This is a genomic window from Micromonospora sp. LOL_013 (assembly GCF_048060315.1).
Lineage (GTDB): Bacteria > Actinomycetota > Actinomycetes > Mycobacteriales > Micromonosporaceae > Micromonospora_E.
Map to the genome: position 1 here is coordinate 16,182 of NZ_JBHMIQ010000020.1, position 24,631 is coordinate 40,812.

At 71.1% G+C, this 24,631-nt stretch carries 19 protein-coding genes and 1 pseudogene; 6 read left to right on the forward strand and 14 right to left on the reverse strand.

Going from position 1 to position 24,631, the window contains the following annotated elements:
• Positions 1 to 20: 20 nt before the first annotated feature.
• A complete protein-coding gene (locus ACFHWS_RS14980; RefSeq protein ID WP_416555679.1) occupies positions 21 to 713 on the forward strand; it encodes a class I SAM-dependent methyltransferase in 693 nt (230 codons plus the stop codon).
• Positions 714 to 717: 4 nt separating this feature from the next.
• On the forward strand, positions 718 to 1,896 hold the full coding sequence (locus tag ACFHWS_RS14985; protein ID WP_416555681.1) for a cytochrome P450: 1,179 nt from the start codon (positions 718 to 720) through the stop codon (positions 1,894 to 1,896).
• A 50-nt stretch (positions 1,897 to 1,946) separates the two neighbouring features.
• Here the strand turns inward: ACFHWS_RS14985 and bioD are convergent, their stop codons facing one another.
• Both bioD and ACFHWS_RS14995 read right to left on the reverse strand, forming a co-directional pair.
• A complete protein-coding gene (gene bioD, locus ACFHWS_RS14990) occupies positions 1,947 to 2,651 on the reverse strand; it encodes a dethiobiotin synthase (RefSeq protein WP_416555759.1) in 705 nt (234 codons plus the stop codon).
• Positions 2,652 to 2,668: 17 nt separating this feature from the next.
• Positions 2,669 to 3,808, reverse strand: coding sequence for an 8-amino-7-oxononanoate synthase (locus ACFHWS_RS14995; RefSeq protein WP_416555683.1), 1,140 nt, complete (start codon positions 3,806 to 3,808; stop codon positions 2,669 to 2,671).
• Between the two features lie 41 nt (positions 3,809 to 3,849).
• Between ACFHWS_RS14995 and bioB the strand changes: the two genes are divergently transcribed.
• Positions 3,850 to 4,845 carry a biotin synthase BioB gene (bioB, locus tag ACFHWS_RS15000; protein WP_416555685.1) on the forward strand — a complete coding sequence of 332 codons (996 nt, stop codon included), beginning with the start codon at positions 3,850 to 3,852 and terminating at the stop codon, positions 4,843 to 4,845.
• A complete protein-coding gene (locus ACFHWS_RS15005; RefSeq protein WP_416555760.1) occupies positions 4,832 to 5,044 on the forward strand; it encodes a hypothetical protein in 213 nt (70 codons plus the stop codon). Before bioB ends, ACFHWS_RS15005 begins: the two co-directional genes overlap by 14 nt.
• A 55-nt stretch (positions 5,045 to 5,099) precedes the next feature.
• Here the strand turns inward: ACFHWS_RS15005 and ACFHWS_RS15010 are convergent, their stop codons facing one another.
• Positions 5,100 to 9,290, reverse strand: coding sequence for an NACHT and WD repeat domain-containing protein (locus tag ACFHWS_RS15010; RefSeq protein WP_416568390.1), 4,191 nt, complete (start codon positions 9,288 to 9,290; stop codon positions 5,100 to 5,102).
• Between the two features lie 249 nt (positions 9,291 to 9,539).
• On the opposite strand from ACFHWS_RS15010, the gene ACFHWS_RS15015 reads away from it, so the two are divergent.
• Positions 9,540 to 10,727 carry a S8 family peptidase gene (locus ACFHWS_RS15015; RefSeq protein ID WP_416568391.1) on the forward strand — a complete coding sequence of 396 codons (1,188 nt, stop codon included), beginning with the start codon at positions 9,540 to 9,542 and terminating at the stop codon, positions 10,725 to 10,727.
• 239 nt (positions 10,728 to 10,966) lie between these two features.
• Positions 10,967 to 11,026: pseudogene (locus tag ACFHWS_RS15020) on the forward strand (hypothetical protein); the annotation flags it as partial.
• Between the two features lie 420 nt (positions 11,027 to 11,446).
• Here ACFHWS_RS15020 and ACFHWS_RS15025 read toward each other — a convergent pair.
• The 11 genes from ACFHWS_RS15025 to ACFHWS_RS15075 all read right to left on the reverse strand — a co-directional run bounded on the left by ACFHWS_RS15025 (position 11,447) and on the right by ACFHWS_RS15075 (position 24,540).
• Positions 11,447 to 12,082, reverse strand: a complete 636-nt coding sequence (locus tag ACFHWS_RS15025; protein WP_416555691.1) for a class I SAM-dependent methyltransferase family protein — start codon at positions 12,080 to 12,082, stop codon at positions 11,447 to 11,449.
• 19 nt (positions 12,083 to 12,101) lie between these two features.
• On the reverse strand, positions 12,102 to 12,614 hold the full coding sequence (locus tag ACFHWS_RS15030; RefSeq protein WP_416555693.1) for a low temperature requirement protein A: 513 nt from the start codon (positions 12,612 to 12,614) through the stop codon (positions 12,102 to 12,104).
• Positions 12,615 to 12,729: 115 nt separating this feature from the next.
• Positions 12,730 to 15,072 (reverse strand): glycoside hydrolase family 9 protein, encoded by a 2,343-nt coding sequence (locus ACFHWS_RS15035; RefSeq protein ID WP_416568409.1) that lies wholly within the window; start codon positions 15,070 to 15,072, stop codon positions 12,730 to 12,732.
• A gap of 499 nt (positions 15,073 to 15,571) precedes the next feature.
• Positions 15,572 to 16,639: a GNAT family N-acetyltransferase gene (locus tag ACFHWS_RS15040; RefSeq protein ID WP_416568392.1), complete on the reverse strand. Its 1,068-nt coding sequence runs from the start codon at positions 16,637 to 16,639 to the stop codon at positions 15,572 to 15,574.
• A gap of 135 nt (positions 16,640 to 16,774) precedes the next feature.
• The gene (locus tag ACFHWS_RS15045; RefSeq protein WP_416555697.1) at positions 16,775 to 17,629 is read right to left on the reverse strand and encodes an amino acid-binding protein; all 855 of its coding nucleotides are present in this window, start codon (positions 17,627 to 17,629) and stop codon (positions 16,775 to 16,777) included.
• A 177-nt stretch (positions 17,630 to 17,806) separates the two neighbouring features.
• Positions 17,807 to 18,853 (reverse strand): LacI family DNA-binding transcriptional regulator, encoded by a 1,047-nt coding sequence (locus ACFHWS_RS15050; RefSeq protein WP_416555698.1) that lies wholly within the window; start codon positions 18,851 to 18,853, stop codon positions 17,807 to 17,809.
• An 86-nt stretch (positions 18,854 to 18,939) separates the two neighbouring features.
• Positions 18,940 to 20,361, reverse strand: coding sequence for a GH1 family beta-glucosidase (locus ACFHWS_RS15055; RefSeq protein ID WP_416568393.1), 1,422 nt, complete (start codon positions 20,359 to 20,361; stop codon positions 18,940 to 18,942).
• A complete protein-coding gene (locus ACFHWS_RS15060; protein ID WP_278168206.1) occupies positions 20,358 to 21,257 on the reverse strand; it encodes a carbohydrate ABC transporter permease in 900 nt (299 codons plus the stop codon). Before ACFHWS_RS15060 ends, ACFHWS_RS15055 begins: the two co-directional genes overlap by 4 nt.
• 6 nt (positions 21,258 to 21,263) lie before the next feature.
• Positions 21,264 to 22,250 (reverse strand): carbohydrate ABC transporter permease, encoded by a 987-nt coding sequence (locus tag ACFHWS_RS15065; protein ID WP_416555700.1) that lies wholly within the window; start codon positions 22,248 to 22,250, stop codon positions 21,264 to 21,266.
• 140 nt (positions 22,251 to 22,390) lie between these two features.
• Positions 22,391 to 23,692, reverse strand: a complete 1,302-nt coding sequence (locus tag ACFHWS_RS15070; protein ID WP_416555701.1) for an ABC transporter substrate-binding protein — start codon at positions 23,690 to 23,692, stop codon at positions 22,391 to 22,393.
• 302 nt (positions 23,693 to 23,994) lie between these two features.
• Positions 23,995 to 24,540, reverse strand: a complete 546-nt coding sequence (locus tag ACFHWS_RS15075) for a plasmid pRiA4b ORF-3 family protein (RefSeq protein WP_416555702.1) — start codon at positions 24,538 to 24,540, stop codon at positions 23,995 to 23,997.
• Positions 24,541 to 24,631: the final 91 nt, after the last annotated feature.

The following is a 24,631-nucleotide window of genomic DNA, read 5'->3' on the forward strand; positions in this document are numbered from 1 at the left end:
CGGCCGGCACAATCCGGATGGTGACCACTGATCTGTCAAGCGCCGAGCTGTCGACCTTCGTCCGTGCCCACGCCCGGCTCGCCCCGGTTACCTACGTGCCGGAACTGCGGCTCTATCAGGCGGCCGAGCCGATCGGCCTGTGGGAGCTGGCCGAGGGTGAGTTCCGCAGCGAACAACCACCGCCATTCTGGGCGTTCCCCTGGGCCGGCGGTCAGGCGTTGGCCCGGTTCCTGCTGGACCATCCGCAGACCGTCGCCGGCCTGCGGGTGCTCGACCTGGCCAGCGGCTCCGGGCTGGTCGCTATCGCGGCGGCCAGGGCCGGAGCGGCGACGGTACGCGCGGTCGACGTGGACCCGGTTGCCGGTGCCGCCGCCGGGCTCAACGCCGCCGCGAACCAGGTACGGCTGGACGTCACCGTCGCCGACCTGCTCGACGGCGATCACGGCGACGCGCAGGTGGTGCTGGCCGGTGACGTGTTCTACAGCGAGGCGATGGCCGCGCGGATGCTGCGCTTCCTGCTGGGTGCCGCCGCCGACGGGGCCCGGGTGCTGGTCGGTGACCCGGACCGGGCGTACCTGCCCCGGGAGCGGTTCACCGAGCTGGCCGACTACCAGGTGCCGGTGCCGCCGGCGCTGGAGAGCGTCCGGGTACGGCGTGCCCGGGTCTGGCAGCTGCGCCCGCCGGTACGCCGGCCGGGGCGGGCGCTAGCGTGACCGGGTGCTGTTCCGCAACTGGGAGAGGCTTGACGACCGGTGGCCGCCGGTGGTCCGCGTCGCCGACCACACCGGTGCCCCGCATCTGCTGGTGACCCGACACGCCCTGGTCCGTCAGGTGCTCGCCGATCCGGCGACCTTCCGGCCGGACAACGCCCTGGACGCGGTCACCCCGGTGCCGGTGGCCGCGCTGCGGGTGCTGGCCTCGTACGGCTTCCGGCTGCCGCCGACGCTGGCGAACAACGGCACCGCGAGCCATCCGGCGATCCGGGCGGTGGTCGCCGAGGCGCTGCACCCGACCCGGGTCGCCGGTCAGCGGGACTGGCTGGCCGGGCTGGTCAGCGAGCGGGTGGCCGGGCTGGCCGCGAAGCTGGCCGCCGGCGGCCGGGTCGACCTGTACGCCGGGCTGGCCGCCGACCTGCCGCTGCTGGTGCTGGCCCGGCTGGTCGAGTTGCCGCCGGCCGCGACCGACACGGTGAAGCGGTTCGCCCGCGCAGCGCTGGAGCTGTTCTGGGCCCCGGTGGACGCTGACCGACAGCACGAGCTGGCCCACACGGTGGGCCGGTTCCACACCGTGCTGCGCGACTTCGCGGTGACCGGCGGCGGGCTGGCGAAGTCGCTGCGCGAGGCCGGTCAGCCGACCGATTCGGTGGTCGGCGCGCTGTTCTTCCTGCTGGTCGCCGGACAGGAGACCACCTCGCAGTTCCTGACGCTGCTGCTGCACCGGCTGGCCGGCGAGCCGGCAGTACTCGCCGGGCTCACCGACGGATCGATCAACGTCGACGATGTGGTCGAGGAGGGACTGCGACTGGTGCCGCCGATCGTCACCTGGCGGCGGCGGACGGCGCTCGACACGACGGTGGCGGGCGTGCCGGCGCCCGCTGGGTCGAGCGTCGTGCTCTGGCTGGCGGCGGCCGGCCGGGATTCGGCCGTGGTGGCGCGGACCGACCAGTTCGTCCCCGGTCAGCCGGGTTCCCGCCGGCACCTGGCCTTCGGCGCGGGGGCGCACCGCTGCGTGGGGGCACAGCTGGCCAGGATGGAGACGGCGGTGGTGGTCGAGCAGGCGGTGCCGCTGCTCACCGGTGCCGAGGTGGTCCGGGCGCCGTGGTCACCGGACAACCTGTCATTCCGGATGCCGGACGCGCTGGTGATCCGACGGCCGGGCTCCGCCGTGGCCGACTGACCAGCGCCGGCCCGGCTGCCGCAGGTTGGCCCTGCACAGAGGTCGGGCGGTCAGCTGGTCTCGTCCGCCCACGCCCGCCAGTCGTCCAGTACGCCGTACAGCGCCGGGGTCAGCCAGCCGGGCGCGGAGCGGCGGAACACCCCGGGTTCGAGGGTGCCGGCGCCATCGGGCACCGCGCCGACCATGGTCGGGACCAGTTCACTCAGGTTCGCCCAGTGCACCAGTTCGGGCTCGGCCGGCCAGGCGCCGAGCACCACGCCGGCGGGGACCGCCCGGCGGTCCAGCGCCTCCAGGGTCAACGTGGTGTGGTTGAGGGTGCCCAGCCCGGCCCGGGACACCACCACCGCCGGCGCGCCGAGCGACACCGCCAGGTCGGCGATGGTCCACGGCTCGCCGGACGGTCGCAGGCCCATCGGCACCAGCAGCCCGCCGGCCCCTTCGACGAGCACCAGGTCGTGCTTGTCGGCCTCCTCGCGTACCGCGTCGACGGCCGCGTACAGCTCCAGCGGCTCGGCCGCGGCGACCCGGGCGGCGGCCAACGGGGCCAGCGGCTCCGGGTAGCTGGCGATGGTGCGCACGGTGGCCGGGTCGGCCAGCCGGGTCACCACGTCGGCGTCCGACGGCTCGCCGGTCACCGTGCCGGTCTGACCTGGTTTGACCATCGCCACCCGCAGGCCGGCGGCCTGGGCGGCGGCGGCGACCGCCGCGGTCACCACGGTCTTGCCGACGCCGGTGTCGGTGCCGGTGACGACCACCGCACCGTGCCAGCCGGTCACGGCGCACACTCCACGATCACGTCGAGCGCCCGGTCGAAGTCGGCCCGGGGGATCCCGACGTTGACCGTGATCCGCAGCCGGGCCCGCTGGTCCGGGGTGGACGGTGGCCGGAAGCAGCCGACCGCGACCCCCCGGTCGCGGCAGTCCCGCGCCCAGGCGAGCGCGGTCTCCGGCCCGGGCGCGCCGAGCGACACCACCCCGCCGGCCGGAGGCCCGCCGAGGTCCAGACCGGCACCGGTGAACCGGCCCACGGCGGCGGCGACCCGGTCGGTCAGTTCGACCCGCAGCCGCGCCCCGTCGCGGGCCAGCGTCAGTGCTGCGTGTACCCCGGCGGCGACCGCCGGGGCGAGCGCGGTGTCGAAAATGAACGTACGCCCGGTGTCGACCACGTGCCGAATCAGCGGCTGCGGCCCGGCCAGCACTCCCCCGGCACCGCCGAGCGCCTTGGACAGGGTCGCGGTGACCACCACGTCGGGTTGGCCGGCGAGCCCGGCGGCGGCAACGCCGCCGGCACCGGCCGGCCCGATGACACCGAGCGCGTGTGCGTCGTCGACCAGCAGCAGCGCACCGTGCCGGCGGACGACCGCGTGCAGCGCGGCCAGCGGCGCCGGGTCGCCGTCGACGGAGAAGACCGACTCGGTGACGACCACCGCGGGCCGCCCGGGGTGGGCGGTCAGCACCGCGTCCACGGCAGCCGGGTCGGCGTGCGCGACGACCTCGGTCTGCGCGCCGGCGAGCCGGCCGCCGTCGATCAGCGAGGCGTGATTGTGCGCGTCGCAGACCAGCAGGGTACGGGGCCGGACCAGCGCCCGGACCGCACCGAGGTTGGCCAGGTAGCCGGAGGAGAAGACCAGCGCGCGGTCGGTGCCGAGCCAGTCGGCCAGATCGGTCTCGAGCGCGGCGTGCGCGGCGGTGGAGCCACGGACCAGCCGCGAGCCGGTCGCGCCGAGGCCGTACCGGTGCAGGGCGTCTGCCGCCGCGGCGACCACCTCGGCGCGGGTGGCCAGCCCGAGGTAGTCGTTGCCGGCCAGGTCGGTCAGCGGGTCGTCGGCGGTACGGTTGCGCAGCTCGCGGGCCAGCCCGGCCTTGACCCGCAGCTCGGCCCGCCGCCGCAGGCCGTCCAACCAGTCCGCCACGGGTCCCCCTCGTCGTTCGCGCCGCCTTGTAGGGTACGCACATGTCCGACATCCTCGACCTAGCCCGCGCCCAAGTCCTGGAGCGTGGCGTCGGCCTCGACGAGGCCGGGGTCCTCGCTGTGCTAGGGCTGCCCGACGACCGGGTCCCGGCCGCGCTGCAACTCGCCCACGAGGTGCGGACGCGCTGGTGCGGGCCGGAGGTCGAGGTGGAGGGAATCGTTTCGCTCAAGACCGGCGGCTGTCCAGAGGACTGCCACTTCTGCTCCCAGTCCGGCCTGTTCGCCTCACCGGTACGGGCGGTGTGGCTGGACATCCCGTCACTGGTCGAGGCGGCGAAGCAGACGGCGGCGACCGGGGCCACCGAGTTCTGCATCGTGGCGGCGGTGCGGGGGCCGGACGCACGGCTGATGCGGCAGATGCGCGAGGGTGTCGCCGCGATCCGGGCCGAGGTGGACATCCAGGTCGCGGCGTCGCTCGGGATGCTGACCCAGGAGCAGGTCGACGAACTGGTCGACATGGGGGTGCACCGGTACAACCACAACCTGGAGACCTGCCGCTCCTACTTTCCGAATGTGGTGACCACGCACAGCTTCGAGGAGCGGTGGGAGACGCTGCGGATGGTGCGAGACTCCGGCATGGAGGTGTGCTGCGGCGGCATCCTCGGGCTGGGCGAGACGATCGAGCAGCGGGCCGAGTTCGCCGCGCAGCTGGCCGCGCTGGACCCGCACGAGGTGCCGCTGAACTTCCTCAACCCACGGCCCGGCACTCCGCTGGGTGACCGACCGGTGGTCGAGGCCCGCGACGCGTTACGCGCCATCGCCGGCTTCCGGCTGGCGATGCCACGAACAATTCTGCGGTACGCCGGCGGCCGGGAAATCACGCTCGGTGATCTAGGCACCCGGGACGGGCTGCTCGGCGGCATCAACGCGGTGATCGTCGGCAACTACCTGACTACTCTGGGCCGCCCGGCGACAGAGGATCTGGCGCTGCTGGACGACCTTAAGATGCCGGTCAAGGCGCTGTCTGCGACGATCTGAGCGGCCGGGCGTGCAGGCGATCTGGTGCGACCGGTGTGGTACCGGGACCAGCACCGGCAACCACGATGACTGCGCCGCGGCGCGGGCCTGGGAGCCACCCCGCTTCTGTACCAGGTGCCGGCGACGGATGAAGGTACAGGTGCTACCGGCCGGTTGGTCGGCGCGGTGCGTCGAACACGGCGAGGTCCGGCCGAGCTGACCCGCCCTGCTGTGCCACCCGGCCGGCCTGACCGGCGGCGGCCTGGCCGCACCCGTCAGCGGCACCGACGCGGCGGCTCGCCGCCGACCGCGCGGGCAGCTGGGGTCGCCACATCGCAGAGCCGGGCCACGACCCGGCCCGGGTCGAGGTCCCACACCTGGGCCGAGGTGTCGGTCGAACCGCTGACCAGCAGCCCGTCGCGGGTGAACGCGATCGCGTTGACGTTGTCGACGTGTCCGACGAGCACCGCCGTCAACTCGCCGCTGTCGGTTTGCCACGCCCGGACCAGGTCGTCGCTTACGGCGGTGGTGACCAGCTGCTCGCCGTCCGGGCTGAAGGCCACCGCAGACAGCCTGGTGGTGGGTGTGTCCACTGTGCCGACCAGGTCCAGTCCGGCGACGGTGCGCAGCTCGACCTGACCGTTGCTGCGGGCCACCGCGACCAGGTGTCCGTCCGGGCTGACCGCGAGGTCGGTCAGTTGAAGGTCCGCGATGACTGCCCGGTCCCTGCCGGACAGGTCGGCGGTGTGCCAGGATCTCAGCTCGGCCCGCACCACCGTCTCGTCGCCGCTCACCACACCGTGGTTGGCGGTCGCCAACAGCGTGGTCCCGTCGGCGCCGAAGCCCAGGGCGTTCACCGCACCACCGGTCGGCAGGAAAGTCGGTTCGACGTCCCGGTCGAGCCGCCAGACCAGCACCCCGCTGTCCTCGCCGGCCGGGTCGAGCACGGCGACGGCGAGCAGCTGGCCGTCCGGGGAGTACGCCGGGTGCCTGGTTGTCCAGCCGTCCCGCCCGGCGGCGGTGTCGTGCCCGACCAGTTCACCGGCGACGGTGTAGCGCAGCACGCCACTGCCGGTGGTGCTGACCGCGAACGTGCCGTCACCGGCGACCGCGACCCCGGTGACGGTGTCCGACGCGCGGACGCTGGCCCGCACAGCACGGGTGCCCAGATCCCAGATCCGTACCACGTCGTCGCCGGCGGCGGTGACGACCCGGTCCGCTGCCGGGTCGACCGCGACGAACTGGACCGATTCCGGATGCCGCAGCAGCACCCCGCTGCGCCGGAACAGCACCGTCGGGGCGTCCGGCCCGGTGACGGCGATGGTCCGGCCGTCGGCGGCCACCGCCACGTCGGCGACGACCCGGCCGGCGTAGCCGGTGAAGCCCGAGGAGACCACCCCGGTGGTCAACGCCCAACTGTCGATCCGGCTGGTACGCCACCCGCCGGTGGTAAGCAGCGAGCCGTCCGGGGTGACGGCGAGCGGCACCGCGGCGCGAAACGGCCCCGTCTGCAGGGCGGTACGTTCGCCGGACGACACCGACCAGCTGCTCAACGTCCCGTCGGGTCCGCTGGTCACCAGCACGTCGTCCGGGCCGAAGGCCACCTGTTGGGCGGCGGGCAGGCTGCGGATCAGGGCCCGGTCGGGCAACTGCCAGACCTGGACGTCACCGTCGGTGGGGTTCGCGACGGCCAGCAGCGTACCGTCGGCGTTGATGGTCAGGTCGTAGCCGAGCATCCCGGTCGGCAGCGACCACTGCAGTTCGCCGGTGTTCGCCGACCAGCCGCCGACCTGCAACTCGGGTGACAGGTCGGTGCCGAGTCGTCCGGCAACGACCGTGGCACCGGTGGGCAGCCAGCCGAGCGCGCCGACCGCCGGCAGGGTGTACCGCAACTGACCGGTCGACACCTCCCAGATCCGGACACCGTCCCTACTGAACGAACCGGAGGCGAGGAACCGGCCGTCCGGTGAGAAGGCCAGTGACACCACGCCGGCGTCGGCGGCGTGCCGGAGATCGACATCGCGCTGGCGCAGGGTGGCGACGTCCCAGAGCCGGACCAGACCGTCCTGATGTCCCACCGCCACCACCGTGCCGTCCGGGTTGACCGCGGTGGACAGCCCGCCGGGCTCGCTGCCCAGCGGCCCGATCGTCCCCGCCGCCTGCGCCGACAGCAGCGCACCGTACGCCTCGACGGTGGGTGCCTGGTCCCAGGCGTCCAGCGCCCTGCCGACGGCGAGCAGGTCGTTGTCGGCGGCCGCGGCGATCTGCGACTCGGCGGCTAGTTGTCGGGAGATCGCCTGCCGGCGTTGGTCCTCGGCGGCGGCCTGCCGGTTCACCGCGACCAGCCCGCCGGCCACGGCGAGCAGCAACGCCGCCGCGAGGCCCACGGCCAGCCGGCGCAGCCGCCGTACGCCGCGCAGCCGGGCCAGTTCGGCGGCCTCGGCGGCAGCCACGCTCGCGGACAGGAAGTCGACCTCCGTCGCGGACAGGTCGTTGCGGTCCACCTGGTCACGCACCAGCGCCAGCCGGGTGCCGCGCAACAGCAGGTCGGGGTCGCGGCCGGCGGTCTGCCAGTCTTCGGCTGCGACGGCCAGTCGCTGCCGCCGGATCAGTTCGTCCCTCGCCTCCGCGAGCCAGCTGTCCAGGCGCGGCCAGTTGGTCAGCAGCGCCTCGTGACTGATTTCGACGGTGTCGGCGGCGACGGTGACCAGCCGGGCCCGGACCAGCCGGGACAGCAGGTCGGCGTCGAACAGCCGGCTGGCGTCGCGACGGCGGGCCACCGCCCCGGTGTCGGTGACGGTGACCAGGCGCAGCATCGCGGTCCGCAGCGCGGCGCGGCCGGCGGGATCCAGGTCGAGGTGGATCCGCTCGGCCGACTCGGCGACGGCGCGGCGGATTCCGCCGGTGCCCCGGTAGCCGGCCACGGTCAGCCGCCGCCCGTCGCGCCGCTGCCAGGTCGCCCGCAGGGCGTGACCGAGCAGGGGCAGCGCCCCTGGGTCGTAGCCGGCCCGTGCTGTCGCGTTCAGGTCGGCGAGCAACAGCTCGACCAGCCCGGTTTCGATCTCCAGGCCGGCCCGCGCCGCCGGCTCGGTCACCGCGCGGCGCAGTTGGTCGGCGTCCATCCGACCGAGGACCAGATGCCCGGCGGCCAACGCGTGGGCCAGCGGCGGCAGTTCAGCGCAGTCGGCGTAGAAGTCGGCGCGGACCGCGATCACCACGACGGCCGGCGCGGCGGCGGCCAGCGCGGTCACGAAGGCCAGCCGGTGGGCCGGGTCGGCGCACTCGGTGAACAGCTCCTCGAACTGGTCCACCACGATCACCAGCCGGCCGTCAGCGGGCGCGGCCCGGGCGGCGAGCGCACCGAACAGCTCCGGGGCCGCGTGCACCCGCGCTGCCGGCAGGTCCGCGGCGTCCGCTCCGGCGGCGACGAGCGTACGGTCGACCAGCTCGTCCAACGGCCGGGCGCCCGGGGTCATCAGCAGCCACGGCCACCGGTCCGCCGGGCCGAGCGAACCGGCGGCGATCGCCGGCAGCACCCCGGCGCGCAGTACCGACGACTTGCCGGCCCCGGAGACCCCGGTGACGATCAGCGGCGGACCACCCATTGCCTGCTCGGCGAGGCGGCTGAGTACCTGCTCGGTCTGCTCCTGCCGGCCGTGGAACCAGGGCGCGTCCTCCGGTTCGAAGGCGGCCAGGCCGGGAAACGGGCACACCGGGTCGTCGGTCGCGGCCGAGCCGGGCTCTGGCCGGTCCGAGTCGGCCTGCGGTTCGGCGGGTGCCTGCACCCGGCTGCTCAGCTGGGTGATGGTGAGCAGTTGCCGGCGTACCCGGTCCATCTCGACGCGCTGCTCATGGCTGCGTTTCGCCAGTTCGCGGCGGACCTCCCCGAGCACGCGGTGGACGTCGGTCAGCATCCACCGCAGCGCGCCGACGTCGTGGCCGAGGGCCTGGAACGTGGCGGCGAGGTCGTCGCGCAGCTGCGCGTCGGTCTCGGCCGCGGCGGCCAGCGCCACCTCGACCGCGTCGATGCCCCGCAGCAGCTCACCGAGTTCGGCGCGGATCGCCTGGGACTGTTCCCCTTCGTCGGCGAGTCGGGCCAGCAGTTCCTCGGCCAGCGCGTCACGCCACTGTGCCTCGGTGGCCCGCCGGCCGCGCATCCGTTCGGCGGTGTCGACCAGCACGTCGGTCAGGTAGCCGCCACCGATCTGGCCGAGCTGCCCGACGACGGCGGCGAGCAGCCCGCCGGAGCCGATCCCGGCGGCGATCGGCGCCAGCGCCGAGGCGGCGAGGAAGGCGAGGATGCCGTACGGGGTGGCGTCGCTCAGTCGTGCCCCGGAACGCCGTGCGGCGGCGCGGACCCAGTCGCGGACCCCTCGCCGGGCCCGCGCGGTGGTGTCGCCGTCCCGTCCGACATCGGCGGAGCCCGCGTCGGCGTCGGCCGCAGCGGCACCGTCCTGATCGGCCATGCCCGTCCTCCTCGCCCGATGCGTCGCTACACAGTGAACAGCAGCCGGACCGGCGGGCGGCGAAGACGCGCCGCAGCGCGGCAGCCGCCGACCCCGGCCCGCCGCGCCACGCACCCGAACGGCACCATAACGTCAACTAGATATCCATGATGATGGGTATCTGGAAAACTACTTCCAGCAAGAGAGTGGAGTGAAGCTCGCCCTGCCGTCGTTGACGGGGCGGGTCAGACCTGTCGAAGGGGAAGTCCTGTGACCATTTCCGCAACCCGGAAGACTCTCACCGCCGGGCTGACCACGCTGCTGGCACTGGTCAGCTGGCCGGCAGCGGCCCAGGCCGCCGGACCACTCGGCGAGATCCGCCGGGCCGGTGGCGCCACCGCCATCCCGGACAGCTACATCGTGGTGCTGGACGACGACGCGGCGACCGCGTCAACGGCCTGGCGGCTCGCCGACCGGTACGGCGCCACCGTGCAGCACGTGTTCGACACCGCCATCGAGGGCTTCACGGCCCGGATGAGCGCCACCGCCGCCCGTCGGCTGGCCGCCCACCCGGCCGTCGCCCACGTCGAGCAGGATCACACCGTCGCGCCGTTGACCGCCGGCGTCCAGCTGAATCCGCCGTCCTGGGGGCTGGACCGGATCGACCAGCGCAACCTGCCGCTGGACAACCGCTACGCCTACCGCACCACCGCACCCAACGTGCACGCCTACGTCATCGACACCGGAATTCACCGGACCCACAGCGACTTCTCCGGCCGGGTCAGCACCGGCTTCGACGTGATCGACGGTGGTCCGGCCGACGACTGCAACGGCCACGGCACCCACGTCGCGGGAACGATCGGCGGCAGGGCGTACGGCGTCGCGAAGGCAGTCCAGCTGGTGCCGGTACGGGTACTCAGCTGCAGCGGCTCGGGGTCGATCTCCGGGGTCATCGCCGGAATCGACTGGGTGACCGCCAACGCGATCAAACCAGCCGTCGCCAACATGTCGATCGGCGGCGGCGCCAGCACCACGCTGGACGCCGCAGTCGTCAACTCGATCCGATCCGGCGTCACGTACGCGGTGGCGGCCGGTGGCTCCAACACCAGCGCGTGCAACACCTCCCCGGCCCGGGTGCCAGAGGCACTGACCGTCGCCGGCACGACGATCACCGACGCCAGAATGAGCTCGGCCAGCTACGGCTCCTGCCTGGACCTGTTCGCCCCCGGTGCGAGCATCACTTCGGTATGGCACACCGACAACTCCGCGATCCGGGTGCTCAGCGGCAGCTCGATGGCGACCGCGCACGTCACCGGCTGCGCGGCACTGGTCGCCGCCAGGAACCCCTCGTGGAGTGCCGCGCAGGTCGGCGACTACCTGATCCGCAACGCCACCACCGGTGTCGTCACCGGCCCCGGGGCCGGCAGCCCGAACCGGCTCGTCTACTGCGCCGGCTGACCGCCGGATCGACCCGCGAGGAGGAACAGACGATGGCAACGACCGTCAGCGCGCACCCGCCCACCCGTACCGGCAACGCCACTGGCCGCCGCGGCACCCCCGCCGGCTGCTGGCCACCGGCCTGACGCTGGTCCTGACCACCGCCGCGCTGGTCGCCGGCACCACGGCACCGGCGCAGGCGGCGACCACCCCGGGCATCGAACGTCTCGCACTGACAGGGCTCGATCGACTGGACCAGCGTGCGCAACAGCGGCATCGAGTTCGCCTACATCAAGGCCACCGAGGGCACCAGCTACAAAGATCCCCGGTTCGACACCAACTACGTCGCCGCGTACAACGCCGGGCTGATCCGAGGGGTCCCTATGGGTTGTGTCAAGCAGCGAGGCGGGATTCGTCCGCCGGTTGGGGCTGGTGTGGCCGTTGATAAAGACGCCGAACCCGTCGTGCACAGCTCGCCTCCTCACCGCGATGACCTGGCTCAGCCGCTGGTCCCAGCGCCGGACTGCCGGCATCCACGTCACGGAGAGACCTACCCCACGACGGGGTGCCGGGTCCCTATCAGCGGTCCGCCGACGCCACCCGGCCCGGCGACAACACCCCCCGGATCATGCGCACGACAGGGGCATTCAGTCATACCGAGCCGGGCGACCGAGCCGTCCCCGGGTGGGGACGATCAAAAGACCTTTGATCTCCGAAAGCGTCAAGTCGTCGGTTCGCCGTCAGGTGATGAACTGGAAGATCTTGCCGGTCTCCAGCGGCTGCGGGGTGCCGGTGAAGCGATGAACGCCGACGGAGAACAGCACGTCGTCGGGAGCAGTGAACGCCCGTTCGCAGAACCCTGCGTCGGCCAGCCACCTTCGGACCGCCGGTGTCAGGTCGGGGGCACGTCGTGTCCTGGTCCAGATCACCGTGGCATCGGCAGCGCAGAGCTGCGGCAGCGCGTGAACGGTGGCGTGGGCGTCGGCGTCGCTGACGTTGCCCAGGACGCCCGCCATGATGACCAGGTCGGCGGGCACCGCCTGCCGGTATGAGGCGAGGTCACCGGCGTCGGCCTGCGCGACGGCCACCGTGTCGAGGCTCTCGGCGATTGCTCGGGTCCGGGCCGCGGCGACGTTGCGCGGATCGTACTCGATGAGCGTGGCGCTGACTCTTCTGGCGTCCTGGCGCGACGCCAGCACGGTGAGAATGTCGTGACCTTGGCCGGCGCACATGCTGACCACGGACACCGCTTCGCCAGGTCGTTCATCGAGCCATGCGGCGATGTGCTGCTGGACCAGCTTCAGCCGGCGTGCCAGGGGTGAGCCGGGGTCGGTGTAAGGGCTGTGCCAGGCATACCAATCGTTGGCGGTGTCCATAAGGGTTAGCGTGTCAGCGTCAACCCGTAGCGGCGAGCGCCGGCATGCCGATCGTGGGGAAGGGCTTCTCAAGGTCGTAGGGCTGGCCTGTGGCCAGGCAGTGGTGCAGGCAGCCGAGGGGCCGGTTGAAAGGTGGCGTAGCCAGCCCGACGCTCCAGAGCGCCACCCGGGCGGTCTCGTCGACCAGGACACCGGCCAGCCAGGGTACCGCCGAGACGGCGAACCAGCCCCAGATCCGCACCGCGCGCTGCCGGGCCATCTGGTCGTGCAGTGCGAAGAAGAAGAACAGGCCGCGGCCCAGGTGGATGGTCAGGTACGCGCCGACGAAGATGGTCGCACAGTTCTCGAACGCTGCCGGTAGCGCCGCCGTCATCAGCAGCAGGGCGAGTGCGACCACGAAGGCTAGGTCGAAATACAGCTCCAGGAAGGTGGCGCGCCGCGGTGCCTGCTCGCCACGGAGCAGGCCGCGCGGGTCGCCGGCCGCCGTCACGATCGCACCGGGGAACGGGCCGACCGGTCGGTTCCGGGACACGAACTGGACGGCATATCGGTCTTATCGTACGGCCTCTGTCGGCTGTCACCGGCCCGATCGCGGTGACCGGCCCGGCCACGGCCGAGGCCGGTCACCGCAGGTCAATCAGCCGAAATTATCCGGCCGTGCAGGCCAGGCCGTTCACCGTGAACGAGGTCGGCCGGGGGTTGCTGCCGGAGTGGGTGCCGTTGAAGCCGATGCTGGTGCTCGCGCCGGGTGCCAGCCTGCCGTTCCAAGCCGCGTTGCCGGCACTGACCTGGTTGCCGCTCTGCGACCAGCTGGCCGACCAGCCCTGCGTCACCTGCTGGCTGCCCGGGAACGCGAACCGCAGTGTCCACCCGTCGATCGTCGACGCACCAGTGTTGGTGATCATCACCGATCCGGTGAATCCGGTGGACCAGTCGTTGGTGGTGTAGTCGACCCGGCAGCCAAGCACCGGCGGGCCGCCGGTCGGAGTGGGCGACGGTGACCCGGTCGGGGTGGGAGTCGGGGTCGGGGTGGGAGTCGGGGTCGGGGTCGGCGGGACCGACGGGGTCGGGGTCGGGGTCGGCGAGACCGACGGGGTCGGGGTCGGTGACGGTGCGTCCGGCACCTGTCCCCAGATCAGCGTGCCGGACTCGTACAGCGGGACCGCCCGGTTCGGCCCGGTGGCCGCCTGGTAGGACGGGTCGTTCGCGGGATCCCAGGTGCCGCCCTCGGCCACCCCGATCTTCAACTGCACCTCCATCCGGTGCGCCGACTGACCGGCCGGCGCGATGGTGTGGCCGGAGCAGTCGACCTCGACATACCACAGGTCACCCGAGTGCTGCCGGGCCTCGGTGGGTTTCGGACACCCTTGGCTGTACGGGCTGCTCACCTCCAGCGCACCCGCACCATCGCGGACGAAGTAGTACCGGAACGTCGCGCCGGTCAACGCCCGGGCGGGGAAGGCCGACTTGTTGTAGATCATCACCTTGACCCCGGTCGACCGGGTCTCGTTCTGCATAACGGTCGTCTCGATGGAGATCTCGTCGATGTCCGGCGTCTCCGGCTTCGGGAAGTCCGACAGCGGAGTGCCGCCGTACTCCTGGTGCAGCCGGACCAGCGCGGAGGTGAAGCCGGCATTATAGTCGGTGGCCACCTCGTTCATCACGTAGTCGTCGCGGCGGTCGGTGTAGGCGTCGTCCGGCGCGGACGGGCCGCCGACCAACGCCCCGTACAGCACGTGCCGGGTCTCCTCGGGCACCTGCATGCTGTCCCACCAGGAGCCGTGCGCGGTGCGGTGGTGCGGGTTTCGCGGCGGATTCGCCCCGAATCCGATGACGTAGCTGGAGTTGCGTGGGTTGTCGCCGAGCGCGTAATCGATCTGCCGGACGGCGAAGTCGTGGTAGCGGGTTCGGCGGGTCGGGTCGGTGATGTTGTCGCTGTAGACCAGCGCGGCGAAGGCGGTGTTCGCGGCGTAACGCAGCGCGCCCCAGGTGTCGAGGACCGCCATCCCGCCCGGTGAGGTACGCACCTTCTCTCCGTTGACGCCGACGGTCCAGTAGTCCAGCCACCGGTTGGCGTCGTCGACGTACTTCTGCTTCCCGGTCAGGTTGGCCAGCAGCACGTACGCGCCGAACTGCTTGTTGTCCCAGGCGAGGGTCCACTTGTAGGCCCGGGTGTCGGTCTGCGGTTCGGTGCCCAGGTTGTCGTACTCGGCTTCAGCCTTGGCCAGGTAGGACCCCTCGCCGGTGGCCCGGTGCAGCCAGATGGCGCCCCAGACCAGTTCGTCCTGGTATCCACTCCATGACCGGTAGAAGCTGGTCGCGTCGGTGATGCACTCGTGGTACGCCTTACGCACGGTGTCGGCGAAGGTGTAGAGCTGCCGGGCGTGACCGACCAGGGTGTCTGCGTACGCCGGATCGGTCGGCCGGAAGACCATCGACGACGCGGCCATCGCGGCCGCCGTCTCGGCCGCCAGGTCCGAGCCGCCACAGGTCGCGTCGATGCGGTACGCCGGACGCGCCATCGGCATCACCTCGGCCGGACCCCACCATTTGTGGTCGTCGTCGCCCTTGCCGACCTGGCCGTAGAGCACGTTGGGCGACGGATGCGCCTTGATCAAGTAGTCGTTGACGTACCGCAGATTGTTCAACAGGTGCGGCAGCTGCCCGGAGCTGGCGTAGCCGGCCCGGTAGTCGACCGCGCCCCAGGCGAGCATGGTGGTGGTGAAGGCCATCGGAAACCCGAACTTGACGTGGTCCCCGGCGTCGTACCAGCCGCCGGTGAGGTCGAGGCCGACGTCCGCCCCGTCGTCGAGTGCTGAGTCCGCCCGCCAGGAGACCCGGTTCCACTGCGGCAGCGGGCCGGACTGCTGCGCCTCGTAGAACAGCAGCGACTTCTGCAGCGCCTCTCCGTAGTTGAACGGTGGGGCCGCTGCGGCACCGGGTCGGGGAACCGCGGCTGTCGCGGCTGCGGCGCTGAGCAGGATGGCCATGCCGCTGGCCGCCAGCCTGCGTCGCCAACGTGTCCGGCCGGCCGGCCGATTGTCTGCGCGCACTACACTCACTCCTGTCCGTGGAGCCGCGCGCGGTAGCGCGTCGTGGAGGACGCCGAGGGGCGGATGTGGGCGCATCCGCCCCTCACCTCGTGTCGGTCGCGCTGTCGCGGCGGTCAGCGGCCGGCCCGCCGGTGGGGTGCGGGCCAGCCGGTAGATGGCGGTCAATGGTTCTCGGCTGATGGTTCACAGGGGTCACGATGCCAGCCAGCACCGGCACCATGGGAGCGCTCCCATCGACAGGGAGCGATCATTACGCGTACCGATGATTAAACCGCCCCGGCCCGGCTTTGGGAAGCCCGCAACCGCGACCAACCGGCGCACACAAAGGTGCGGGGTCTCCTCCTGCCGTCCTACAGGAGGAGACCCCGCCGTGCCACCCGGACCTCGCGTCCAACGCACCGGACCCGCACCAGGACCGGGACGTCGGGGCAACCGCCTAGGTCGTGGTGGCGGGAGTCGGTGCCGAAATGTCGACCGGCCGATCGACCAACGGCACCGTGACGCTCATCATCTCCCCGTCGCGCTCGGCCGGACCCGGCCGGTGCAGCCGGGCCAGGGTACGCAGCATGCCGAGATCATCCGCGGCGATGTGTGCAACCAACGCCGCCTGCCCGATCCGACCGGCGTGACCGGCCAGCCTGCGCAGCAGCGCTGTACCGACCCCACGCCGGCGCCACCCGTCCTCGACCAGCAGTCCGACCTCGCCGAGGGCGCCCTCGACGATCAACTGCCCGGCACCGACGATCCGGTCCGCCGCCGCGTTGGGGTCGACCGCGACGAGCAGCACCCCTCGGGGCTGTTCCAGCATCCGCCGCAGCCGGGCGGTGATGACCTCGGACGGTCGGCCGAGAAGACCGGGCGTGCGACTCTCCGGCGAGCACCGGACCACCATCGCGTGCAGCGCGTTGAGATCGTCGGAGACCGCCGGCCGCAGCAGCAACTCGGCACCGTCCGGCATCATCAGCGTCACCTGATCGCCGGTCCGTCGGTTGACCGCCGCCGCCAGCTCGACCAGAGCCTGCGCTCGGGCGAATTCAGCAGGGGTGAAGCTCGGCTCCCGCCGGACGACGTCGTAGCAGCCGCCGGCCGGATCCGGCAGCCGCATCGTGTCCGTCGACCGGGCAGCCACCTGCGAAGCTGGTGCCGGCCGCCAGGTCACCGAGCCGGCACCGAGCAGGGTACGCAGCACGTCACCGAGCGCCTCCGGATCGCGGACCAGCCGGTTGGCCAGGGCGAGCGCCCGGGCGGGCTGGTCGGCCAGCCCCCGAGCCTCGGCCCGGATGGCCCAGGCGTCGCGGCCCCGGCCACGCTCCACCGTCGCGACGAGATCCTTTTCGGTCATCGAGTCGGGCGCGTCAACGAGAAAATCGTCGACCGCCCCGGCCTCGGTGGTGTGCACCTGGACGGCGAGGATGTTGACCGCGCGCAAGGCCAGGCTGGCGGTCAGCACGGCCAGGTAGCCCGGCCGGTCGTCGACCATCGCTCTGATCCGCCACAGCGCCATGGCTGCTCCTCTCCCCAGGTGCTCGGTGCCCGCTTGGTCAGCGCCGCACTGCGCCCGCTTCCTACCTTGCCGCCGCGCTGTTTCCCTCAGGTTGCCCGGCGGTGACTTCTCGCGGTGCCGTCTGCGACCTGCGTCTCACCGTCTGGCGGTGACCGGGTCAACGGTCACCAAATCCAACCGGTCGCCCAGGATCACCGTCGCCGCCCGGACCAGCTGCGCTGTCCGGTCCACCTCGGTGACGTGGAACGCGGCTGCCGGCAGACCGTCCCCGTCGACCCGGGACACGATCAGCACCAGGCCGGCCCGGCCGAACGGCACCGATGCGTACCGCACCCCGTCCGGGCCGTCCATCGGCCGGGCGCGCAGTGGCGTGACCTCAGGCAGTCGCAGCGGCACCGGCGCGCGCCAACTCGCGTAGGCGACGGCCGGTTCGCCGCCCGTAGGAGACTCGTCCACCGGCACGGTCAGGCCGGTCATGAAGTCGTCGTCGGGCAGTTGACCACCGTCGAACCGCGACTCCGCGCCGGGCGTCGGAGCCGGCCCGGCCAGCCCGGCGGACTGCGCCGTGGCGGCACCGGCCGGCGGCCGGGACGCGCTGCGGATCGCCCAGTCGGCCGGCACCACGGCTGCGGCCGCCCAGTCGGCTGCCAGCAGCCCCGGTACGGCGTCGACCAGCGTGGCCAGGCCGTCAACCGGGTTGGCGGCGACCTGGGCGAGCAGTTCGGCGTCCTGACCTCCGGTCACCGGAGTGCCGATCGCCCGCCAGACGCCGTCGACCTGGACTCCGGGAATCGCGGCCAGGCCAGCGAGCAGCCGGTCCACCCGGGCCGCACCCGGCCACACCACGGTGAAGTCGTCCACCGCCCGACCACCCAGCCGCTCCAGGACGGTCACCTGGACGATGTCGGCGCCCGCGACACCGAGTGTGCGGGCCACCTGGCCGAGTGCACCGGGCCGGTCCGGCAGGGTCACGCGAACCCTCAGCAACATGTCAGTCCTCCCGTAGCGCAGGCCGGCCCCCTCCCCCGGTCGACAACCAGCCTGCCCGATGACCATTTCATCCCTGTTGCGATGACATGACTCGGCAGGAAAACCCCTGGAGTCCAGGGTTGGACACGCTGCACCATCACCCGTTCGAATGAACTTCACCGGCCAGCCGAGTCGCGGTCAGGCCGAGTCGCGGGCGACCATGTGGGTCTCCAGCAGGACGTACGGGACCTGCAGCTCATCGTGCCGGATCCGGGACAGCAGCAGTCGGGCCATCTGCCGGCCCATCTCCTCCACCGGCTGGAAGACGGTGGTCAACGGCGGATCGGACTGCCGGGCGATCGGGGCGTCCTCGAACCCGACCACGGCCACATCGTCGGGCACCCGGCGGCCTGCCTCGCGCAACGCCCGCAGGGCGCCGCAGGCCATCAGGTCGGACGCGACGAACACCGCGTCCAGATCGGGATGGCGCTCCAGCAGCTGGCGCATCGCCGCGGTGCCGCTGCCCTCGCTGAAGTCGCCGTAGGCCACCAGGGACTCGCCACCGTCCGGGCCGCTGTGCCGGATCGCCTCGTGGTAGCCGGTCAACCGGGCGACGCCGACCCCCATGTCCTGCGGGCCGGCGATGGTGGCGACCCGCCGCCGGCCACCGGCCAGCAGGTACTCGACAGCCAACCGGGCGCCACCGGCGTTGTCGACGTCAACGAAGTAGGCCGGACGCGCGTCCGGGTGCAGCATCCGAGCCGGCCGGCCGCCCAGCACGCTCGGCAGACCGCGCTGTTCGAGCAGCGTCGGCAGTGGATCCGCGTCGTGCAGTGACAGCAGCAGTACACCGTCGACATGCTGGTTGGTCAGATGGTGCTCGACCCGCTCCCGTTCGGCGGATGACTGGGCCATCGCCAGCCAGAGCTGCATCGGGGTGTCGAGCAGCCCGGAGCTGATACCCCGGACGATCCCGGCGAAGAAGGGTTCACCGAAGACCCGCTCCTCGGATTCGGAGACCACCAGCGCGACGGAGTCGGTCCGTTGGGTGACCAGGGCCCGGGCCGCCCGGTTCGGCACGTACCCCAGCTCGGCGATCGCCTGCTGCACCGCCGCCCGCGCTTCGGGGCTGACCTGCGGCGAACCGTTGACGACACGGGACACCGTGCCCCGACCGACCCCGGCACGCGCGGCGACCGCGTCGAGGGTGGGCCGCCCGAGTGACCGGGTGCGCTGGGTTGTCATCGTCTGTTCCTCCGACCCTGGGCCGTCGGCGCCGGTTCCGGCGGGGAACCGGCGCCTCGCGGCCCGTTATTGCTGGCTGACCACGCCTATTGTGCGGCCAGACCGTTACGTCGGATCACATCGGCGTACCACCTGGCGCTCGACTTGGGGATCCGAAGCTGGGTGTCGTAGTCGACATGGATCATGCCGAAGCGCTTCGAATAGCCCCAAGCCCATTCAAAATTATCCATCAAAGACCACGCGAAGTAGCCCCGCACCGGCACTCCGTGGGAGATTGCCTCGTGACAGGCACGCAGGTGAGCGTCGAAATAGGCCAACCTGTCCGGATCATCGACTTTGTCGTTGACGACGTCGTCAACGTAGGCCGAGCCGTTCTCTGTGATGTAGATCGGCACCTCAGGGTACTCGCCGTTGACCCGGCGCAGCACCTCCACCAGGCCGGGGGCGTCGACCTCCCACCCCATGTCGGTCACTGGGAGTCCGCGCGTGACAAATCGGATCCGCTCGCTCCCCGGCCAGCAGGACGGTTCGTCGGCCGTGTCGGGCGCCGGCGCGCCGCTGACCACGTGCCGGCTGTAGTAGTTGATGCCGAGCACGTTCAGCGGGGTGGCGATGACGTCCAGGTCACCCTCGCGGACATGGGCCAGATCGGTCACCGGTTCCAAGTCCGCCACCACGTCCTGCGGGTACCGCCCGAGCAGGATCGGGTCGAGGAAGATCCGGTTGGCCAGACCGTCGATGCGCCGGGCCGCGTCGACGTCAACCGCCGAGTCCGTCTCCGGCGACACGGCGTACAGGTTGAGCGTGACGCCGAAGTCGTGGTCCGGCCGGGCCGCGCGCATCGCCTGCACCGCCAGACCGTGGCCGAGCATCAGGTGGTGGGCGGCCCGAACCGAGTCGGCACCGTCGGTGATCCCAGGGGCGTGCACGCCCGAGCCGTACCCCAGAAAGGACGAGCACCAAGGCTCGTTCAGCGTGGTCCAATACCGCACCCGGTCACCCAGCGCCCCATGCACCAACTCCGCGTAGTCGGCGAACCGGGCCGCGGTGTCCCGGGCCGGCCACCCGCCGGCATCCTCCAGCGGCTGCGGCAGATCCCAGTGGTATAGGGTCAGCCACGGCTCGATGCCCTGGGCTAGCAGCTCGTCGACCAGCCGACGGTAGAAGTCCAGCCCGGCCTGGTTGGCCGCGCCGGACCCGTCGGGCTGCACCCGTGGCCAGGACACCGAGAACCGGTACGACTTGAGGCCGAGCTCGGCCATCAGCCCGACGTCCTCGCGGTAACGGTGGTAGTGGTCGCAGGCCACATCACCGCTGTCCCCGCCGAGCACCTTCCCCGGCGTGTGACTGAAGGTGTCCCAGATGGACGGCTTACGGCCGTCGACGTTCGCTGCGCCCTCGATCTGGTAGGCCGCGGTGGCGGCACCCCAGAGGAACCCGGGTGGAAAGAGTAGCTGCCCGGAGCCTTCGCGGAACTCGGCGGTCTGCGGACTTGCTGCTTTGGTCACGACTTGACGGCGCCTTCCATGATGCCGCCGATGATTTGGCGGCCGAAGAGGATGAAAACAACGAACAGCGGGAGTGTCGCGATCAGCGTCCCCGCAAAAATCTGGGAATTGTCGGCGAAGTACGCCGAGTTCAGGCTACGCAGGGAGATCTGCACCGTCGGGTTGGTCGGGTCGGCGAGGACCACGAACGGCCAGAAGAACTGGTTCCACTGCTCCATGAAGGTCAGCAGACCGAGCACCGCCGCCGCCGGGCGCAGCGCCGGCACGACCACGTGCCAGAAGATCCGCCAGGTGGAGCAGCCGTCCACCCGGGCCGCCTCAATCAACTCGTTGGGCACCGCCTGTTCGGCGTACTGCCGCATCATGAAGATCCCGAAGCCGCCGATCAGGAACGGCACGATCACCGACGGCATGCGGTTCAGCCAGCCGAGTTCGGACATCAGAATGTAGAGCGGGAGCACGCCGAGCTGGATCGGAATCATCATCGAGGCGAGCACGATGAGCAGCAGCGCGTTCTTGCCCCGGAAACGCAGTTTGGCGAAGGCGAAGCCGGCGAGCGAGCCGAAGAAGACCGTCGCCACGGTGATGGTGCCGGATACCAGGACCGAGTTCATCAGCCCTTTGAGAATGTTGGCGTCCTGGTTGGCCAGCACCCGGCCGATGTTCTCACCGAGGTTGCCGCCGGGCAGGAACGGCGGCGGCCAGGCGTTGGCGGCGTCGTTGGTCCGCGACGCGATGACGATCATCCAGTAGAACGGGAAGAACGACAGGAGCACGCCCAGGATCAGGCCGAACCAGGTCAACGGGCTCGCCTTGAACAGCCGCTCCGAGGTCGACGACGGGCCCTTGCCTCGCTTGGGCTTGTTGGCCACGGGTTGCAGGGTTGCGGTGGTCATCGCGCCTCACTTGTCCGAGCTGATCCGGCGGGCCAGCAGATAGTTGACCAGCGACATGAACGCGATGAGCAGGAAGAGCAGCAGCGACACGGCGCCTGCGTAGCCCCACTGGAACCGCTGGTTCATGACGTCGAGCAGGTACATGGTGATCGTCTGGAACTGACCCTGGGAACCGCCGGAGATGCCGCCGGGTCCGCTGGTGAACAGCAGCGGCTCGGTGAACAGCTGCAGTCCGCCGATCGTCGAGATGATCAGGGTAAAGATGATGGTGGGTCGCAGCTGCGGCACGGTGATCGACCAGAACTGGCGGGTCCGCGACGCGCCGTCGAGGGCGGCGGCCTCGTACATGTCCTTCGAGATCGCCTGCATCGCGGCCAGGTAGATCAGCGCGTTGTAGCCGATCCACCGCCAGTCGACCATGGTGGAGATGGCGAACCAGGACCCGAGCTTGCTCGCCCGGAAGTCGATCGGCTCGACGCCGAACAGCGACAGCAGCCAGTTGACCAGGCCGAAGTCCCGCGCGTAGATCATCGAGAAGATCAAGGCGACGACCGCGGTCGAGGTGATGATCGGCATGGCGATGGCCAGCCGGAAAAACGTCTGTCCCTTGATCCGCCGGTTCAGCGCGTTGGCCAGCATCAGCGCGATCAGCAACTGCGGAACGGTGGACATCAGGAACATGCCGAACGTGTTGTAGACGGCGTTCCAGAACTGCGGATCGTCGGTGATCAGCCGGACGAAGTTGTCCAGGCCGACGAAGCTGATTTCGGCGTTGAGCGGAGACCGGTCGGTCAGCGCGATCCAGACGGTGTAGACGATCGGATAGACGCCGAAGATCGCGAAGATCACGAAGAACGGCAGGACGTAGAGGTAGGGGGAGAGTTTGAGGTCCAGTCGGGTCAGCGAGCGGCGCCGGGCCGCCCCACCGCCGGCCGGACCCGCCCGGTGGCCGCGTGGCTGCGCCGACGCGGGGGTGTCTAGCTCCAGGCTCATCGGGAAAGTCCTTCAGTTGTACGGCGGCCGGCCGACGTCGGCCAGGGAGGTCAACGCGCCGCTGGCACCGCGACGCGGCGGGAGAGATGGCGCCGGCAGGTCCTGCCGGCGCCATCTCTCACCCGGGTTGTGACACCGCGCTACCGGCCGGCGGCCGTGCCGTTCGTGATGGCGTCCTGCCACCCCTCTTCCGGCGACTGGCCCTGCTCGACCGCCCGCAGCGCGTTCTCCACTGCGGTACGGACCGCCTGGTTCTTCGGGCCGAGGTAGACCGGCTTGAGCTCACTGGCACCGGCGGCGAAGATCTCGCCGGTCGGGGCGTCGGAGAAGTACTCGTTGACCGCCTCGGCGACCTTCGGGTCGGCCAGCGCCTGCGGCGACGACGGCAGGTTGCCGACCGCCTCGAAGGCGGCGATGTGGCCATCCGGGCTGGTCAGGTACTTGACCAACTCGGCGGCGGCGGCCTGGTACTTGCTGGAGGTCGGCACCGCCAGGAACGAACCGCCCCAGTTGCCGCCGTTGCCCGGCGCCGTGGCGATGTCCCACTTGCCGGCGGCCTCCGGGCCGGCCTGACCCTCGATGACACCGGTCATCCAGGCCGGGCAGGCGATGGTGGCGAAGGTGGCGTTCTTGAAGCCGGCGTTCCACTCGTTGGAGAACGACTGCAGGTTGTTCGACAGCCCAGCCTCGATCATGTCGGTGGTGAGGTCGAACGCGGCCTTCACGTCCGGGTTGCTCTCCATGACGAACTGGTTCTCAGTGTCGTAGTAGGTGTACCCGGTGCCCTCGCCGGCGATCTGGCTCAGCACCAGGTTGTAGAAACTGGTCGCCGAGTCGACGAACGCCTTGTCCGGCGTGGCCTCCTTGAACTCCTGCCCGACCGTGATGAAGTCGTCCCAGCTCGACCAGAGCGCGCCGACCTCATCCCGGTCGGTCGGCAGACCCGCCGCCTCGAACAGGTCCGAGCGGTAGCACAGGGCCATCCCGCCGACGTCGGTGCCGAGCCCGAGCACCTTGCCGTCGGGCAGCACGCCGGCTTCCCACTTCCACGGCAGGAAGTTGCCCTCGAGTTCGTTGGCGCCGTGCTCACCGAGGTCGACGAACTTGTCGGCCTGGGCGAAGAACTGCGAAATCGTGCCCTCTTCGATCGCCACCACGTCCCCGGCACCGGAGCCGGCGGTGATCTGCTGGGTGAGTCGGGTGTTGTAGTCGCCGAGGCCGAGGCCGATGCCTCGCTGCTGAACGGTGACGTTCGGGTTGTCGGCCTCGTACTGCTCGATCAACTCGTCGTATCCGAAGCCTGCGTCGCCGAAGATGTCGACGACCAGGGTGATCGGGCCGTCCGGATCTGAATCGGCGTCGTCGGAGCCGCAGGCCGTGGCCGTCAACATGACAGCGGAGGCGAGTGCGACCGCGGCGTACCGCCGGAGCGTGACGCTCATCCTGACCCCTCTCAAGGTCGCTTTCTGTGGTGGGGGGTGACCGTGTGGTGTCCGCCGCGACAACGGGAACTTGCGTTGACGAAAGGGGTTCGTCGCCGGGGAGCGGGCACTGCACGACCACGCTCCGCGGTTGGTCAAGCAAGTGACGTGGATCTCACTCACCCCGGCCGGGAGCGCTCCCATGAGATTGCCGGGAGGTTTCGGAGGTGTCAAGGGGCCGATGGGAGCGTTCCCATTTCGTTACTGCCAATTCCCGGGTGCTCTCGGGTCAGCTTCGGGGTCGGTCAGGCCGGCCGGAGCGGTCAGGTCAGCCGGCGCAGCAGGGTGGTGACCCGCGCCGGGTCGAACCCGAACCGGTCGAACGTCGCACCCACCCAATCGGCCATCTCGGCGTGACGCGGGTGGGCCGGGTCGGCCACCGCGGCCCGGAACTCGGTGTACCCGAAGGCGCCACCGACGTCCTCCGGGGGGCAAGCCTGGTCCCCGTCGGCACAGAGCGGATAGCGCATGTCCGGTTCGGGCGCGGTGACGTCCTCGACGACGACGTCGTGCTCCCACCAGTCGCCGAAGTCGTACGTGTAGCGGAACCGGGCCCCCTTGGTGACCACGGCGTCCAACCGGGTGTCCAGTTCGTCACGCAACAGCAGCTCCCCGGCCGGATCCGGCTCGCCGTACTGCGCTCCGTTGATCTCGAACGAGTGCAGGTGGCAGTCGCGCCAGCCCATCGCGTGCTGAATCACCCGGTGCACCCGGTCGAGCGTGTACCCGCCCGGAACCTGGACGCGGCGCCACACCGGCGGCGCGATGTCGGACAGGGTGACCAGCAGGTGGAAGATCTGACGGGGCATGGCCGCCCTTTCTCTGACCTAGGCTCGAACCCATGATCTGCACTGCGTGCCGGAGAGGCCAGCACGATGGGTGTCGGGGTGGTAACTGGTG

Excerpts from the sequence above, each read along its gene's own strand:
- bioB (WP_416555685.1), top strand. The coding sequence starts at position 3,850 with ATGTCCGACATCCTCGACCTAGCCCGCGCCCAAGTCCTGGAGCGTGGC.
- ACFHWS_RS15010 (WP_416568390.1), bottom strand. The coding sequence starts at position 9,290 with ATGGCCGATCAGGACGGTGCCGCTGCGGCCGACGCCGACGCGGGCTCC.
- ACFHWS_RS15025 (WP_416555691.1), bottom strand. The coding sequence starts at position 12,082 with ATGGACACCGCCAACGATTGGTATGCCTGGCACAGCCCTTACACCGAC.
- ACFHWS_RS15035 (WP_416568409.1), bottom strand. The coding sequence starts at position 15,072 with ATGGCCATCCTGCTCAGCGCCGCAGCCGCGACAGCCGCGGTTCCCCGA.
- ACFHWS_RS15040 (WP_416568392.1), bottom strand. The coding sequence starts at position 16,639 with ATGGCGCTGTGGCGGATCAGAGCGATGGTCGACGACCGGCCGGGCTAC.
- ACFHWS_RS15045 (WP_416555697.1), bottom strand. The coding sequence starts at position 17,629 with ATGTTGCTGAGGGTTCGCGTGACCCTGCCGGACCGGCCCGGTGCACTC.
- ACFHWS_RS15050 (WP_416555698.1), bottom strand. The coding sequence starts at position 18,853 with ATGACAACCCAGCGCACCCGGTCACTCGGGCGGCCCACCCTCGACGCG.
- ACFHWS_RS15060 (WP_278168206.1), bottom strand. The coding sequence starts at position 21,257 with ATGACCACCGCAACCCTGCAACCCGTGGCCAACAAGCCCAAGCGAGGC.
- ACFHWS_RS15065 (WP_416555700.1), bottom strand. The coding sequence starts at position 22,250 with ATGAGCCTGGAGCTAGACACCCCCGCGTCGGCGCAGCCACGCGGCCAC.
- ACFHWS_RS15070 (WP_416555701.1), bottom strand. The coding sequence starts at position 23,692 with ATGAGCGTCACGCTCCGGCGGTACGCCGCGGTCGCACTCGCCTCCGCT.
- ACFHWS_RS15075 (WP_416555702.1), bottom strand. The coding sequence starts at position 24,540 with ATGCCCCGTCAGATCTTCCACCTGCTGGTCACCCTGTCCGACATCGCG.